This window comes from Nonomuraea sp. WAC 01424 (assembly GCF_003947315.1).
In the GTDB taxonomy this organism is placed as follows: Bacteria; Actinomycetota; Actinomycetes; order Streptosporangiales; family Streptosporangiaceae; genus Nonomuraea; species Nonomuraea spiralis.
Window position 1 is genome coordinate 217,125 of record NZ_QHHZ01000020.1, and the last position, 15,683, is coordinate 232,807.

Genomic DNA, 15,683 nt, shown 5'->3' on the forward strand with positions numbered 1-15,683 from the left:
CATTCCTGACAGAGAGGTGGAAATGACCGGCAACACCCGCGGCTTCACCGGCCGGGCGGTCGACTTCGGTCCGTTCCGCAGCGTCCCGGCGATGATCGAGGAGCAGACCGACCGGAGCCCCGAGCGGCCGGCGGTCACCTATGACGGCAGGACACTCACGTACGGGCAACTGGACGACCTGGTCAACGGCCTGGCGGCGACACTGGCCGGGCACGGCGTGGGCAAGGGCGACGTGGTCGCGGCCCTGCTGGTCAACTCGCTGGAGCTGCCGGTCGCGTACCTGGCGCTGATGAAGCTGGGCGCGGCGTTCGTGCCGCTCGACCCGTCCTGGCCGGTCGAGCGCGTACGTGACACGCTCGGCGTGCTGCCGGACGGGCCCGTCCTGTGCGCGGGCGGCGAGCGGCTGCCGCCGGAGGCGGCCCACCGGGCCGTCACCGTCGGGATCGACGCGATCGTCCCGACCTCTCACCGCCCGGCGGTCGACGTCGGCCCGGACGACCTGGCGTACGGCTACTTCACCTCCGGCACGACCGGCACCCCCAAGTGCGCGATGAACCGCCACGGCGGCCTGGCCAACCGGCTGCGCTTCATGACCCGCTACTTCGGCGCGACCGGCGACGACGTCGTGCTGCAGAACAGCAGGCACACCTCCGACTCCGCGCTGTGGCAGCTCTTCTGGCCGCTGACCACGGGCGGGCGCACCGTGCTGCCCGTGCAGGGCGACTTCCTCAACCTGCGGCACACCATCGACCTGATCGCCCGGTACGGCATCACCACCGCCGACTTCGTCTCCAGCGTCTTCAACGCCCTGGTCGCCATCGTGGCCGCCGACCCCGCCGCCCTGCGCGGGTTGTCGTCCCTGCGGCGGCTCGTCGTCGGCAGCGAGGCGGTCAGCCCGCGGGCGGTGCACCGCCTGATGGCCCTGCTGCCCGGACTCGGCATCACCAACGGCTACGGCCCGACCGAGGCGTCCATCGGGATGGTCTTCCACCGGGTGTCCGCGGCCGACGGCGACGCCGTCCCGCTGGGCCGCCCGATCGACAACTGCTACGCGGTCGTGGTGGACGACGACCTGCGTCCGGTGCCGCCCGGCACGACCGGCGAGATCGCGATCGGCGGCGTCTGCCTGGGGGTCGGCTACCTGGCCGACCCCGCCGCCACGGCCAGGGCGTTCGTCGGCAACCCGTTCCCGGATCAGATCCCCGGCGAGCGCCTCTACCTCACCGGCGACCTCGGCCACCTGGACGACGAGGGCCGCCTGTTCTTCTCCGGCCGCAAGGACTTCCAGGTCAAGATCCACGGCGTGCGGATCGAGCTGGGCGAGATCGCCGCGGCGGCGCGGCGCTGCCCCGGCGTGCTCCAGGCCGAGGTGCTGGTGGCCGAGCAGGCGGGCGTGAAGGCGCTGGCGCTGTTCGCCTCCGGCAGGGGACTGACCGCGGACGCGCTGGCCGCGGAGCTGCGCCGTACCCTGCCCAGGACCAGCGTGCCCCGCTACTTCTTCCCGCTGGCCGAGATGCCGCTGCACGACAACGGCAAGGTGGACCGCGGGCGGCTCCAGGAGATCCTGGACGGCAGGCTCAGCGAGGACTCCGCGCTGCTGGCCGAGAGCGCGCCGACCGCCTGCCTGTCCGACCAGGTGCTCCGGGCGATGCGCTCGGCGCTGGGCTGGCCGGGGCTCACGGCGGAGACGCACTTCGCCGAGTCGGGCGGCGACTCCATCCAGGCCCTGTCCGTCGTCCACATGATCACCGCCGAGACCGGCGTACGGGTGGACGTCAAGGACCTGTACGACCATCCGACCGCCGCCGCGCTGACCCTGCTGATCGAGCGCCGCCGCCGCGACCACGACGCCATCGAGGAGGAGTCCGTGCTGATGGCGCGCGACTCCGCGGTGCCCGACGGGGAGCCCATCCGGCAGGCGTCCAGGCCGGAACGGCTGCGTACGGTGCTGGTCACCGGGGCCACCGGGTTCGTCGGCAGCCGTCTGGTGCACGAGCTGCTGGACCGCGGCGGGCTGCGGGTGTGCTGCCTGGTACGGGCGGCCGACGACGAGGCGGCCACCGCCCGGGTCGTCGGCGCGCTCACCGAGCGGGGGTTGTGGGAGCCGCGCTTCGCCGACCGCCTGGAGGGCTACGCGGGCGACCTGGCCTTACCCGGCCTCGGGCTGGACGGCTCCACCTGGGAGCACCTGGCCCGAGCCTGCGACCTGGTGCTGCACAACGGCGCCATGGTGAACTTCCTGTTCGACTACCGCGCCCACCGCCAGGCCAACGTGCGCGGCACGATCGAGCTGGTGCGGCTGGCGATGGCCCACCATCCCGTGCCGCTGCACTACGTCTCGACGCTCGGCGCTCTGCAGGCGGAGGCGCTCCACAGGGGCGAGCGCGTGCCGGAGGACTGCGACCCGGCGCTGGCCACGCCGCCGGGCGGCGGCTACAGCCGGTCCAAGTGGATCGCCGAACGCTACCTGGCCGAGGCCCGGCGCCGGGGCGCGCTGGTGACCGTGCTGCGGCTCGGCGAGGTCATGCCGAGCGCCGACAACGGCTACCCCAACCCGGTCGCCTTCACCCACCTGCTGCTCTCGGCGTTCCTGCGGCTGGGCGTGCGTCCCGACGTCCCCACGCGCACGGACTACACGCCGGTCGACTACGTCGCCTCGCGGGTCGCGGCGGCCGTGTCCGATCCCGAGGTCTGGGGCCGTACGCTGCACGTCTTCCGCGCCGAGAGCGTCAGCTTCGACGACGTGCCGGCGCGGGCGGGCGTACCGGTCACGCCGATCCCGTGCGGCGACTTCGCGCGGCTCGTCCGGGAGACCGGCCGGGCGGGCGGCGACCGCGAGCTGATCACGCTCGCCTCGCTGCTGCCCGCCGCGGGGGACGAGGAGGAGCTGCGCCGGGCGTTCGGCGGGCTGCTGACCGACAACCCCGCCCTGTTCCGCAAGGACGAGTGCCACAGGCTCGAACAGCGATGGCGGCTCGGCGAGGGCACCCTCGACGGCCCGATCGCCGCCTACCACGCCCGGCTGGCGGGCACGGCCGGGCAGCGGGTGCCCGCCGGTTGATCAGGAAAGGTCAGGAATGCGCTACCGCAAGATGGGAAACCTCGGCTGGGAGGTCAGCGAGGTCGGATACGGCATGTGGGGCATCGGCGGCGGCCCCGGCGGCTTCACCGGCTGGGACTACGATGTCGCGCCCCAATGCCTTGACGAGGCCGTCGAACTGGGCTGCACCTTCTTCGACACCGCCTGGGTCTACGGCCGGGGCGTCAGCGAGCAGCTGCTCGGCGCGCTGCTGCGCCGCCACCCCGGCCGGCGGCTCCACGTCGCCACCAAGATCCCCCCGAAGAACCGCGAATGGCCCCCGGGACCGGACGACACCCTCGACGACGCCTACCCCGCAGAGCACATCCGCGAGTACACCCACCGCAGCCTGGACAATCTCGGCGTCTCGCGCATCGACCTCATGCAGTTCCACACCTGGGAGGACCGCTGGGCCCGCGACGAGCGGTGGCAGGAGGCGATCACCGACCTCAAGCGCGAGGGCGTGATCGACGCGGTCGGCATCAGCGTCAACCGGTGGGAGCCGGCCAACTGCCTCGCCGCGCTCGACACCGGCCTGATCGACGTCATCCAGGTCATCTACAACATCTTCGACCAGGCGCCCGAGGACGAGCTGTTCGACCGGGCGCTGCGTGAGGGCGTGGGCATCATCGCCCGTGTCCCGTTCGACGAGGGCACGCTCACCGGCACCCTGACCGCCGGCAGCACGTGGCCGGCCGAGGACTGGCGCAGCACGTACTTCGGGCCGGAGAACCTGCCGCCGAGCGTCGAGCGGGCCGAACGGCTGAAGGCGGCCCTGCCGGAGGGGCTCTCGCTCCCGGAGGTCGCGCTGCGGTTCGTGTTGCAGCACCCGGCGGTCAGCACGGTGATCCCGGGGATGCGCAGGCCCGCGCACGTACGGGCCAACCTCGGCGTCTCCGACGGGCGGCCGCTCGACCCGGACCTGCTGCGCGAGCTGCGGCGGCACCGCTGGGACCGGGTGCCCGCGTGGTGGTCGGGGTGAGCCAGCCGCTGGTCGCCATGTGGGCGCACTCGCGCTCGGCCTCGACGGCGTTCCTGCGCATGATGATCGAGCGGGGCGACGTGGCCGTCCTGCACGAGCCGTTCCTGGCGCTGACCGAGGAGGGCTCGCTGACGCTGCCGTCGCCGGACGGCGGCCAGGTGACGGCCCGGTCGGAGAAGGACCTGCTGGTCCGGCTGGCGGAGCTGGCGCGGGCGCGGCCGGTGTTCGTCAAGGAGGTGCTCGACTACGAGTACCCGCACCTGTTCAAGCATCCGGAGGACCTGGCGGGGTTCGCCCACACGTTCATCGTGCGCGACCCGAGGCCGACCATCGCCTCGCACTACGCGATCAAACCGGCGGTGACCTGCGCGGAGATCGGCTACGAGCGGCTGTTCCGGCTGTTCGAGCTGGTACGGGAGGCGACGGGCCGGCGGCCCCTGGTGATCCGTACCGAGCGGCTGGTACGGGAGCCCGCGGCGGTCGTCGAGGAGTTCTGCGCCTACACCGGGCTGCCCTTCCTGCCCGGCTCCCTCACCTGGGCCGCCGGGGACCGGCCGGAGTGGCGGCGCACCCGCCGCTGGCACCTGGACGCGAGCGGCAGCGCCGGGTTCGAGGAGCGCCGCAACAGCTATCCCGCGACCGTCGACAACCATGCGGCCCTGCGGGCCTTCTACGACCACCATCTCCCCTTCTACCAGCGGCTCGTCCAGTACGAATAGGGAGCATCCATGTCAGAGTCACCGGGCCGGCTGTTCGCGCGGGCCTACGCCGACGACCCCGACCACGCGGAAGTGACCTTCGACTACACCATCACCGAGGCGCACGAGCCGACCAAGGACCGGCCCAGGCTGACCGTGCGCAACCTGCTCAGGGTCATCCCGGTCGAGGGTGACAGGGCCCGGTTCTGGACCGAGTCGCCCCCCGGCGAGGAGGAGCGCCGGACGGTGCGCGACTCGGACGTGCGCCGCGAGGCGGCCTTCCGGTTCGGCATGTCGGAGGCCAAGGTGCATCCGATCCAGGCGTGGGTGCAGCTCCCCGACGGCCTGGCCACCGACCCGGACGCGCTGGCCACCTTCCTCGACTACCGCCTCCTGGTACGCCTGGCCACGGCCGAGAACCTGGCCCTGACCACGGCGTTGCTCGGCCACCCGGAGATCGCCCGCCTGCCGTACGAGGACTATGTCCACGGCATCCTGTCGGCCTGCGACGAGGTCGAGCAGTCGGGTGCGACCCCGCACGCGATGATCGTGAACCCGCGCGACTACTACCACCGGCTGGTGGGCCGGGGCGGGCTGCTGGCCGAGCTGGCCGAGGGCAACGGCATGAAGGTCAGCCGCAACCGGTGGGTGGCCCCGGGGGACGCCCTGGTCGGCGACATCTCCGTGGCGGCCAGGCTGCTGGACGCGCGCCGCTCGGTGATCCGGGTGGCCGAGCCGCCGCCCGGCACGTTCGCCCGGCCCGGCGTGGCCGTCTGCGCGGAGGTGTACGAGGGGGTCGCGGTGCATCTGCCGGGTCTGTTCTACCTGGTCACCCCTTCAGGGGAAAAGAAGGCATTTTCCACTTCCTAGCAATCGAGTAGAACGAGAACGACGAAAGGCGGTGACCATGTCGGACCCGAGCCAGGAATACCGGCGCAATGGTTGGTGGCGCAGCGAAACCTTTCTGGACGACTTACGCCGCAACATAGTTGCGTTTCCCGACAAATCAGCACTCATCAGTCGGCGCGTCGCCGACGGTGTCACCGACGTGGTCACGTACGCGGAGCTGGACCGGATGACCGACCGCATCGCGCACGGCCTGGTCAGGCTGGGCGTGCGGCCGGGCGACTTCATCGCCATCCAGCTCCCCAACCGCAGGGAGACGCTGCCCCTCACGCTGGCGTGCATGCGGATCGGCGCGCGCATCGCCCCCCAGATGCCCATCTACCGGCACCGCGAGCTGGACTTCATGATCCGGCTGACCGAGGCGAAGTTGTTCGTCACCACCAGCCGGATCGGCCACGTGGACACCGCCGAGACCGGGATGACCCTGGCGCGGGAGATCCCGAGCCTGGAGCACGTGATCGTCGTCGGCGGTGACGGCCCGCCCGGGTCCCTCGACTTCGACGAGCACCTGCTCGTCCCGGAGCCGGGCGACCCGGCCGACCTCGAGGGCCGCGAGCTGGGCCCGGACGACCCGTTCCTCATCCTGTTCACCTCGGGCACGACCGGCGAGCCCAAGGGCGCGCTGCACAGCCAGAACACCCTGTACGCCGACATCAGGGGCTACGGCGAGGCGTTCGGGCTGGACGACAACCTGGTCATCATGACCGCCCAGACCTCGATGCACTACGTGGGCCTGGTGATGGCGTACCTGACGGCGCTGACGCTGGGCGGCACCGCGGTCACGGCCGACGCCTGGGACGCCGGCGTCTACCTCGACCTGATGTCCGACCACGACGTCACCATGTACTACGGCTCGCCGCCGTTCGCCCGGGAGATCAGCGAGGAGCAGGCGGCCCGCCCGCGCGAGCTCCCGGCCCTGAGCATCTTCGTCTCCGGCTCGGCCCCCGTCCCGCCGCACCTGGTGGAGCGGGTCACCGAGACGCTGGGCGTACGCGTGTACGCGCTGTGGGGCATGACCGAGAACGGCGGCGTCACCATGACCCGCCCGCAGGACCCGCCCGAGCGCGCCGGCGAGAGCGACGGCACCGTCATCTCCGGCATGGAGGTGCGCATCGTCGACGAGGACAACAAGCCGGTCGAGACCGGCGAGATCGGCGCACTCCAGGTCCGCGGCGCGGCCCAGTGTCTCGGCTACTACCTGCGCGACGAGATCTACGCCAAATCCATCACCCCGGACGGCTGGTTCGACACCGGCGACCTGGCCCGCGACGACGGCTACGGCGGCGTGCGCATCTCCGGCAGGACCAAGGACGTCATCATCGCCAACATGTGCCTCAAGCTGCCGGTCAGCGACATCGAGGCGCTGCTCGGCCGCCATCCCGCGATCCGCGACATCGCCCTCATCGGCATCCCGGACCCGGCGCTGGTCGAGCAGGTGTGCGCGGTCGTCACGCCGTCGGGCGAGCCCCCCACGCTGGAGGACCTGCGGACCTACCTCAAGGACGCCGGCGTGAACGACTGGTTCTGGCCCGAGCGCCTGGAGCTGGTCGAGGAGATGCCGCGGACCGTCACCGGCAAGATCCGCAAGGTCGAGCTGCGGGAGCGGTTCGGCGCGGCGTCGGGCTGAGGTGGCCGGTTCACGGGCGCTCCCGCTGGCCGTCCTGTGCGGGAGCGCCTTCCTCGGGGCGATCGACGTGCAACTGGCGAACATCGCCTTCCCCGACATCCTGCGCAGCTTCCCGGGCAGCAGCCTGCCCGAGCTGTCGTGGGTGTTCAACGGCTACGCGATCGTGTTCACCGCGGCGCTGCCGCCGGCGGGCGGGCTGGCCGACCGGTTCGGCGCGCGGCGGGTGTTCCTGACCGGGCTGGCGGTGTTCGTGGTCGGCGCCGCCCTGTGCGCGGTCGCGCCGTCGGCGGGGACGCTGATCGCGGCCCGGGTCGTGCAGGGCGTGGGCGGCGGGGTGATCACGCCGCTGACGCTCGCGCTGATCCTGCCGTACTACCCGCCGGAGCGCCGGGGCACGGCGATCGGGTTGTGGAGCGCGGCGCAGTCGGTGGCGACGGCGTCGGGGCCGTCGCTGGGCGGCATGCTCGTCGGCGTATGGGACTGGCGGACGGTGTTCTTCCTGCACCTGCCGGTGGGGCTGGCCGTGCTGGCGGGCGCCTGGCGGGTCGTGCCCCGGCGGGAGCCGGAGGCGGCGGCGTCCAGGCTGCCGGACATCGCCGGGCTGTTCCTGCTGGTCGGGGCCATCGGGCTGCCCTCGCTGGCGATCGTGCAGAGCGACGCCTGGGGGCCGGTCGGCCCCGGCACGATCGCGGCGCTGGCCGCCGGCGTCGTCGTGGCCGTGCTGTTCGTACGGCGGGCGCGTACGCATCCCGCGCCGATCGTGGACCTCGGGGCGCTGCGGGCGCGCGGCACCCAGCGGGCCAACCTGGCGATGTTCCTGGTCGGGCTGGTGATGTTCGCGCTGCCGCTGGCCAACATCCTGTTCCTGACCGGGATCTGGGGATACTCGGTGGCCGCGGCGGGGCTCGCCGTCACGCCGGGGGCGCTGGCCCAGGTGCTGGCCGCGCCGCTCGCCGGACGGCTGGCCGCCAGGACCGGTCATCGTGCCCTGGCGTTGTGCGGGGTGGCGTTGCTGGCCTTCGCCACGTCGTACCTGGCGTTCGCGGCGGGTGGGGGGCGGGCGTACCTGACGGTGGTGCTGCCCGCGGTGGTGCTGGCGGGGGTCGGGGTGGCGGTGCTGATCACGTCGCTGAGCGGGGCGGCCGTGGCCGAGATCCCGCCCGCGCGGCTGGCCACCGGCACCGCCCTGTCGGTCACCTCCCGGGCCTGCGGGGCGGTCATCGGCGTCTCGGCGCTGGTGCTGGTGTTGTCGGGCGACCGGCTCGGGGTGGTCGGGGCGTACCAGGGGGTGTGGCTGACGATGGTGGGCATCTGCGCCCTGGTCGCCGTCGCCGCCGCCGGCCTGCGCGCCCCGCGGGCCGAGTCGGCCGCGCAGCGGGCCTGAGGACCGTACGCGCGCGGGCCCGTCCCCTTCCCGGGGACGGGCCCGCGCGGCCGTCTAGCGGGGCCAGACCGGGTAACCGTCGTAGCGGCCGCCGAGGCAGGAGCGCGCGGTCGGGCTCAGCCAGTCGGGGATGGCCTCTCCACCCGTGTGGACACACTGGGCGACGGTGATGAACTCCTGGTCGGCGGCCTGGGCGGCGGCGCCCGGCACCACGACCAGCGCGGCGGCAGCGGCCGCGGCGAGGAGAGTAAGGACGGGACGACGCATGAGAACTCCAATCACGGACAGCTACTGAACCGCTACTCATGGTTTCCGCTGCGCTTCTCGACCAAACCCACCTGCCGAGATATCGGTTTCCTTCTCGCGATGACCGTCATATCGGCCTTGGAGGCAATGCTCCTCGCCAGGCCGTCACGCCCTCAGGGGGCGTAGGCGAGGACGTGATCGTGCAGCAGGCGGCCGACGCCCGGGTCGTCCCGGTCGAACGCCTCGACCAGGGGTTCGTGGTCGGCCGCGTTCTCGTGGGGCCGCATCCTGAACAGCCGGATCGACACGTGCGTCCACACCTCGACGCCGAGCGACTCCCACACCGACACCAGCAGCGCGTTGCCGGAGGCCGCCACGATCTCGCGGTGGAAGGCGACACCGTGGCGCACCTGGTCCTCCAGCGACCCGGCGGCGGCGGCCGCGTGCAGGCGGGCCACGTGGGCGCGCAGCGCCGCCGCGGAGGGACGGCCGAGACGGGTGGCGGTCTCCTCGAGACCGGCGCGTACCTGGTAGACCTCGCGCAGGTCGTCGGGGGTGAAGCCGCGTACGCGGGCGCCCTTGTTGGGCGCGGACTCGACCAGCCTGAGGGTTTCCAGCTCGCGCAGCGCCTCGCGTACGGGGGCCTGGCTCACCTGGAGCTCGGCGGCCAGGCGGCGTTCGACGATGCGCTCGCCGGGCTCCCAGCGGCCGCTGATCAGGCCGTCGAGCAGCACTTTCCTGATCTCTTCGCGCAACGGCGACCGGACCACGGGCTCCACAGATAATCCTTTCATCGGATGATCGATCATATGGTGTTTAATGGAAACATGGAGAAAGATCTGGATCCTCAGGAGACCGCCGAATGGCTCGAATCGCTTGAGGCCGTCCGCCGGGCGGCCGGTCCCGATCGGGTCGAATACCTGCTGAGACGGCTCGCCACGAGCACGCGCTATCTCAACACGGTCCCCACCGCCGAGGAGCCCGCCTACCCGGGCGACCTGGAGCTCGAAGAACGCATCGCGGCCTACGACCGGTGGAACGCCGCCGTCATGGTCAGCCGGGGCAGCAAGCTGAACCTCGGCGGCCACCTGGCCACCTACGCCTCCGCCGCCTGGCTGTACGAGGTCGGTTTCAACCACTTCTTCCACGGTGCCGACGACCAGGTCTTCTTCCAGGGGCACGCCTCCCCCGGCATCTACGCGCGGGCGTTCCTCGAAGGGCGCCTGAGCGAGGAGCAGCTCGACCTGTTCCGGCGCGAGACCCTGGGCGGCCTGCCGTCCTACCCGCACCCCAGGGCGATGTCCGGCTTCTGGCAGTTCCCGACCGTGTCGATGGGCATCGGCCCGCTCAACGCGGTCTACCAGGCGCGCTTCAACCGCTACCTGCACAACCGCGGCATCAAGGACACCTCGCACAGCCATGTCTGGGCCTTCCTCGGCGACGGCGAGATGGACGAGCCGGAGTCGACGGCGGCGCTGACGCTGGCCGCCAGGGAGGGGCTGGACAACCTCACCTTCGTGATCAACTGTAACCTGCAGCGCCTCGACGGCCCGGTACGCGGCAACACCCGCATCGTCCAGGAGCTGGAGAGCGTCTTCCGGGGCGCGGGCTGGAACGTCGTCAAGGCGCTCTGGGGCGCGGAGTGGGACCCGCTGCTCGGCTCCGACGAGCTGGTGGCCAGGCTCGGCGAGGTGCCCGACGGCCAGTTCCAGACGTTCGCCGCATCCAGCGGGGCCTACATCAGGGAGCACCTGTTCCAGGGGCTCGACGTGCCGTACTCCGACGAGGACCTGCGGCGCGTCGTCGGCGGCTCGCGGGCCGGGCACGAGCCGCGCAAGGTCTACGCCGCCTACCAGCGGGCGCTCCGGCATCGGGGCGGGCCCACCGTGGTCCTCGTCCAGACGGTCAAGGGCTGGACGCTCGGGGCGGGCATCGAGGCGCGCAACGCCAACCACCAGATGAAGAAGCTCACCCTCGACGAGTTCCGCGTCATGCGCGACCGGCTCGGGCTGCCCGTGCCCGACTCGGCGCTGGCCGGGGAGCTGCCGCCGTACGCGCACCCGGGGGCCGGCTCGCCCGAGGCCCGGTACGTCGCCGAGCGCCGCGAGGAGCTGGGCGGCCCGATCCCCCGCCGCACGGTCGCCCGCCGGCCGCTGCCCGTGGCCGGCGCGCGGCCGTTCGCGGCCCTGGCGAAGGGCTCGACGCAGCCGGTGGCCACCACGATGGCGTTCGTCCGGCTGGTCAAGGACCTGATGAAGGAGCCGGAGACCGGGCGGCGCTGGGTGCCGATCGTGCCCGACGAGGCCAGGACGTTCGGCATGGAGTCGCTGTTCCCGACGGCGAAGATCTACTCGCCGCTCGGCCAGCGGTACGAGGCCGTCGACCGGGAGCTGCTGCTGTCGTACAAGGAGGCGGTGGACGGGCAGATCCTCATCGAGGGCATCACCGAGGCCGGGTCGATGGCCTCCTTCACCGCGGCGGCCAGCAGCTACGCCACCCACGGCGAGCCGATGATCCCGTTCTACATCTTCTACTCGATGTTCGGCTGGCAGCGGACCGGCGACCAGATGTGGGCCCTGGCCGACCAGCTCGGCCGCGGATTCCTGATCGGCGAGACGGCCGGCCGCACCACGATGACCGGTGAGGGCCTCCAGCACGCCGACGGCCACTCCCAGCTCCTGGCCTCCGCCAACCCCGCCTGCCTGGCCTACGACCCGGCCTTCGCCTACGAGGTCGGCGTCATCGTCCGCGACGGGCTCAGGCGCATGTACGGCGAGGTAGGCGAGGACGTGTTCTACTACCTCACCCTCTACAACGAGCCGCTGCCCCAGCCCGCGATGCCCGAGGGTGTCGAGGAGGGCATCCTCAAGGGCATCTACCGCTACTCCGCCGGCGGCGGCGCGGCGCACCTGCTGGCCAGCGGCACCGCCATCCACTGGGCGCTGGAGGCCCAGCGGCTGCTCGCCGACGAGTACGGGGTCGGCGTGGACGTCTGGTCGGTCACCTCGTGGAGCGAGCTGCGGCGCGAGGCCATGTCCACGGACGGGGTGCCGTACCTGCGGCAGGCGCTGGCCGGGACGGATGGGCCGGTGATCGCGGTCAGCGACTGGATGCGGGCGGTGCCCGACCAGATCAGCCCGTGGATCGACCGGCCGTGGACCTCTCTCGGCACCGACGGGTTCGGGCTCTCCGACACGCGGGAGGCCGTACGCGGGCACTTCGGGGTCGACCCGCGGTCGATCGCGGACGCCGTGCTGAAGGCGGTGGAGAAGTAGCAGGGCGACTCGTCCCGGCGTAACCGTATTTATCGAGGAATCTCCCTAAGTTAGGGCCTGGTGCCCCAACCGTGTTCTTCTGATTCCGGGGGGAGACGGGTGAGAACACGGTTGCGCCGATCGCTGCGCACGCGGCTGGCACTGCTCGCCGGCATCACCATGTTGCTGCTGAACATCGTCGTCAGCGGCTTCGTGTTGTTCGGCATCCACGACGACATCACCGACGTGCGCGCCGGCGAGGTGTCCGGGAAGGCCCTGCGCGTGCTCCTCATGGTCAAGCGCAACCAGCTTCCCCGCGTACTGGAGGACGGCGGGCTCGACGGCATCCAGGTGGTCGACCCCCTCGGGCGGGCCGTCTCCTGGACGCCGAACCTGACCGCCGCGCCCCGCCAGACGGACCGCCTGCCGCAGCAGGACCAGGCCAACTACGTCAGCAAGAGCTGCGACCTGCCCGCCTTCCCCGGCCGGTGCGAGCTCGTGGTCGCTCTGCGCGCGTTCCAGCCGGAGGGCACCTGGATCATCTACGCCTTCGACCCGGCGGTTCCCTGGTTCGTCAGCCCGCAGGTGATGTTGTTCCAGGCCGGGGTGTCGGCGCTGCTGGTCGCGCTGACGTGGTTCGGGGTGTCGCGGGTCGTGGCCAGGACGCTCGCGCCGGTCAGCAGCATCACCAGGAGGCTCGCCGAGATCACCGCCGACGGCGGAGGGCTGCGCGTGCCCGTACCGGACACCGACGACGAGATCAGGGCCCTGGCCGAGACCGCCAACCGGACCCTGGAACGGCTGGAGACCGCGCGGGCCCGCCAGGAGGCCGCGATGGAGCAGCAACGAAGATTCGCCGGCGACGCGTCGCACGACCTGCGCAGCCCGATCACCGCCATGCGCGCGCAGGTCGAGGAGGCGATGCTGCACCCTGAGGAGACCGACTGGGCCGAGACCAGCACCCACGTGCTGGCCAGCCTCGACCGGTTGCAGGCCATCGTCACCGACCTGCTCGCCCTGACCAGGCTGGACGCCGGCGCCCCGAGCGACCACGAGCGGGTGGACCTGGACGGCGTGGTCGTCGCCGAGACCACCAGGGCCCGTACCAAGCGCGTGGTCACCGACCCGCAGGAGGGCGTGGTCGTCATGGGCGACCGGCTGCAGCTCACCCGCCTGCTGACGAACCTGCTGGACAACGCCGAGCGGCACGCCGAGACGCGGGTGGTCGTGACGGTCCGGGAGGAGGACGGGCAGGCCGTACTGGAGGTGCTGGACGACGGCGGGGGCATCGAGCCGGACCAGCGCGAGGTCGTCTTCCAGCGCTTCACCCGCCTCGACGACTCCCGCAACCGCGACGCCGGCGGCACCGGCCTCGGGTTGTCGATCGCCCGCGAGATCGCGACCGCGCACGACGGCACGCTCACCATCGAGGACTCCCCCAAGGGCGCCCGCTTCGTCCTACGTCTCCCCCTCCCTTGATCACCCCCCGGAGCGCCGACGCCGGGGGTGGGGGCCAAGCGCGGGTTGCCGAGCGCGGTGGCCGGAGGTAGGGGCTGGGCGCTAGTTGTGCTTGGTCTGGCCGTTGCCCTTGCCGCGGCCGAGGCCCTTGCCGTGCTTGGTGTCGGCCCCCTTGAGGCCGACCTTCCTGCCCTTGCCCACCTCGGCGCCGACCACGGCGCGGGGCCGGGCGGAGGGCTGGACAGGCAGGCGGCGGGCACTCTCGCGGGCATTCTCGTCGGCGCTTCCGGAGGCCCGGTCAGGGGTACGGTCGCGCGACACGGCGACGGGGTGCAGGTCGCCCTCGTGCTCGGCGACCTGGTCGGGCGCGGGGTCGGCATAGGCGGGCGTACGGGGGGCGGGGGCGTCGTCGCCGGTCCAGGAGGTGGTGACGAGCACGCTGGTGATCAGCGCGGCCAGGGCGGTGACCTGCCGCCACCGCTGCGGCCTGATGGGCTGCGGGATCGACACCGAGAACGGCAACAACTGCCGATGCTCACGAAGCCCCCGGGCCAGCCCGTGAACGCCGCCGCGCATCGCCCGGCCCCACTCGACGGTCCTGCCCCCGGAACGCCCCTCCCGCGCCCGCCCCTCACTCGCACGCCCCGGCCCCCGTGCCCCCTGGTCGTGAGGCGTCCGGTCCTCCTGGGCCTGTCCGAGGGGCCGTCGGCCGGGGTGTTCCGGATCGGGGCTGAGGGTCGGCGGGAAGAGATCGCCGGTCCGGGGAAGGGCGGCGGCCACGGGGACGGCGGCGGTGTCGCAGGGCTTCTCGTCGTACAGGGCGGCCACCCGGGTCAGGCGCCGCCGGGCTTCGTCGCCGTCGATCCGGCGCGCGGGGTCCTTCTCCAACAGCCCGGCGATGACCGGCGCGAGCGGCCCGGCCCGGTGGAAGGGGGCCGGCCGGGAGGTCAGCACCGCGGTCAGGGCCGCCAGATGGCCGCTGTGCGGGAAGGGCGAGTGGCCTTCGACGGCCGCGTACAGGGCCGCGCCGAGCGACCACAGGTCGGCCTGCGGGCTGGCCGGGCCGCCGCGCAGGCGTTCGGGGGCGATGTACGCCGGTGTGCCGACCACCATGCCCGACTGGGTGAGGTGGGCCTGGTCGTCCAGGGTGGTGGCCAGGCCGAAGTCGGTGACCAGGGCGTGGCGGTCACCGTTCAGCAGGATGTTCCCGGGTTTGACGTCGCGGTGCACGATGCCGTCGGCGTGCGCCGCGCTCAGCGCCTCAAGGACCTGCAACCCGATGCGCGCGGTCTCGGGCGCGGACAGCGGCCCGCGTTCGGCGATCACGTCGGCGAGGCTGCGCGAGGGCACGAGTTGCAACACGATCCACGGCCGCTCGTCGGCCACCACCACGTCGTAGACGGCGGCGATGTGCGGGTGGGTCAGCCGGGCGGCCAGCCGGGCCTCCCGCATCGTACGCCCGAGCAGCCGCTCCCGCTCGTCGCCCATCGCGTGCCCGAGGGTGACCTCCTTGACCGCGACCGGCCGGTCGAGCAGCTCGTCGTGCGCCCTCCAGACCCGGCCCATGCCACCCTGGCCCAGCTCGGACAGCAGCCGGTAGCGTCCCGCCAGCAACCAGCCCGCACAGTGCGAAAGTGACATGCCGCCAGGCCTACCCGATCACCCCGCCCTCATGCAACGCCCACCTCACGGACCTGCTCGACGGCGGGTGGGGCTATCCGTTCGTGGGGAAGCCGAGGTTCACCCCGCCGTGCGAGGGATCCAGCCAGCGCGAGGTCACCACCTTCCCCCGCGTGTAGAAATGCACACCCTCACTGCCGTGCACATGCGTGTCGCCGAACAACGACGACTTCCACCCCCCGAAGCTGTAGAACGCCATCGGCACCGGGATCGGCACGTTGATCCCGACCATCCCGACCTCAACCTCGTGCTGGAAACGCCGCGCGGCGCCCCCGTCGTTGGTGAAGATGGCCGTGCCGTTGCCGTACACACCCTCGTTGATCACCCGCAGACCCTCCTCGTAGGAGGACACCCGCACCACCGACAACA

The 15,683-nt window shown here is 72.2% G+C and carries 12 protein-coding genes; 8 read left to right on the plus strand and 4 right to left on the minus strand.

The genetic code is table 11. The features are described 5' to 3' along the window. Positions 1–22: 22 nt before the first annotated feature. From DMB42_RS43265 to DMB42_RS43290, 6 genes are read left to right on the plus strand one after another with little or no spacing between them, the layout of a single operon-like run. Positions 23–3,061 carry an amino acid adenylation domain-containing protein gene (locus tag DMB42_RS43265; protein WP_125645349.1) on the plus strand — a complete coding sequence of 1,013 codons (3,039 nt, stop codon included), beginning with the start codon at positions 23–25 and terminating at the stop codon, positions 3,059–3,061. A 16-nt stretch (positions 3,062–3,077) separates the two neighbouring features. Further along, complete coding sequence (locus tag DMB42_RS43270; RefSeq protein WP_125645351.1) at positions 3,078–4,061, plus strand: aldo/keto reductase; 984 nt, start codon at positions 3,078–3,080, stop codon at positions 4,059–4,061. Continuing rightward, positions 4,058–4,780: a sulfotransferase family protein gene (locus tag DMB42_RS43275; RefSeq protein ID WP_125645353.1), complete on the plus strand. Its 723-nt coding sequence runs from the start codon at positions 4,058–4,060 to the stop codon at positions 4,778–4,780. The genes DMB42_RS43270 and DMB42_RS43275 overlap by 4 nt, the downstream gene beginning before the upstream one ends. 9 nt (positions 4,781–4,789) lie before the next feature. After that, the gene (locus DMB42_RS43280) at positions 4,790–5,629 is read left to right on the plus strand and encodes a family 3 encapsulin nanocompartment shell protein (RefSeq protein WP_125645355.1); all 840 of its coding nucleotides are present in this window, start codon (positions 4,790–4,792) and stop codon (positions 5,627–5,629) included. Positions 5,630–5,666: 37 nt separating this feature from the next. Further along, positions 5,667–7,292: an AMP-binding protein gene (locus DMB42_RS43285; protein ID WP_125645357.1), complete on the plus strand. Its 1,626-nt coding sequence runs from the start codon at positions 5,667–5,669 to the stop codon at positions 7,290–7,292. Position 7,293: 1 nt separating this feature from the next. Further along, positions 7,294–8,676, plus strand: a complete 1,383-nt coding sequence (locus DMB42_RS43290; protein WP_125645359.1) for a DHA2 family efflux MFS transporter permease subunit — start codon at positions 7,294–7,296, stop codon at positions 8,674–8,676. Between the two features lie 54 nt (positions 8,677–8,730). On the opposite strand, the gene DMB42_RS43295 is transcribed toward DMB42_RS43290, so the two are convergent. Both DMB42_RS43295 and DMB42_RS43300 read right to left on the minus strand, forming a co-directional pair. Continuing rightward, positions 8,731–8,943: a hypothetical protein gene (locus DMB42_RS43295; RefSeq protein WP_125645361.1), complete on the minus strand. Its 213-nt coding sequence runs from the start codon at positions 8,941–8,943 to the stop codon at positions 8,731–8,733. Positions 8,944–9,095: 152 nt separating this feature from the next. Next, a complete protein-coding gene (locus DMB42_RS43300) occupies positions 9,096–9,731 on the minus strand; it encodes a GntR family transcriptional regulator (RefSeq protein WP_185845167.1) in 636 nt (211 codons plus the stop codon). A gap of 18 nt (positions 9,732–9,749) precedes the next feature. Here DMB42_RS43300 and aceE point away from each other — a divergent pair, with 18 nt between their 5' ends. Then, positions 9,750–12,197 (plus strand): pyruvate dehydrogenase (acetyl-transferring), homodimeric type, encoded by a 2,448-nt coding sequence (gene aceE / locus DMB42_RS43305; protein ID WP_125645365.1) that lies wholly within the window; start codon positions 9,750–9,752, stop codon positions 12,195–12,197. A gap of 99 nt (positions 12,198–12,296) precedes the next feature. Continuing rightward, positions 12,297–13,655 carry a cell wall metabolism sensor histidine kinase WalK gene (locus DMB42_RS43310; protein ID WP_260478288.1) on the plus strand — a complete coding sequence of 453 codons (1,359 nt, stop codon included), beginning with the start codon at positions 12,297–12,299 and terminating at the stop codon, positions 13,653–13,655. 81 nt (positions 13,656–13,736) lie between these two features. On the opposite strand, the gene DMB42_RS43315 is transcribed toward DMB42_RS43310, so the two are convergent. Further along, positions 13,737–15,275: a serine/threonine-protein kinase gene (locus DMB42_RS43315; RefSeq protein WP_125645367.1), complete on the minus strand. Its 1,539-nt coding sequence runs from the start codon at positions 15,273–15,275 to the stop codon at positions 13,737–13,739. 73 nt (positions 15,276–15,348) lie between these two features. After that, positions 15,349–15,683: aldehyde dehydrogenase family protein (locus DMB42_RS43320; protein ID WP_125645369.1), on the minus strand; the 335-nt coding region annotated here is incomplete at its 5' end.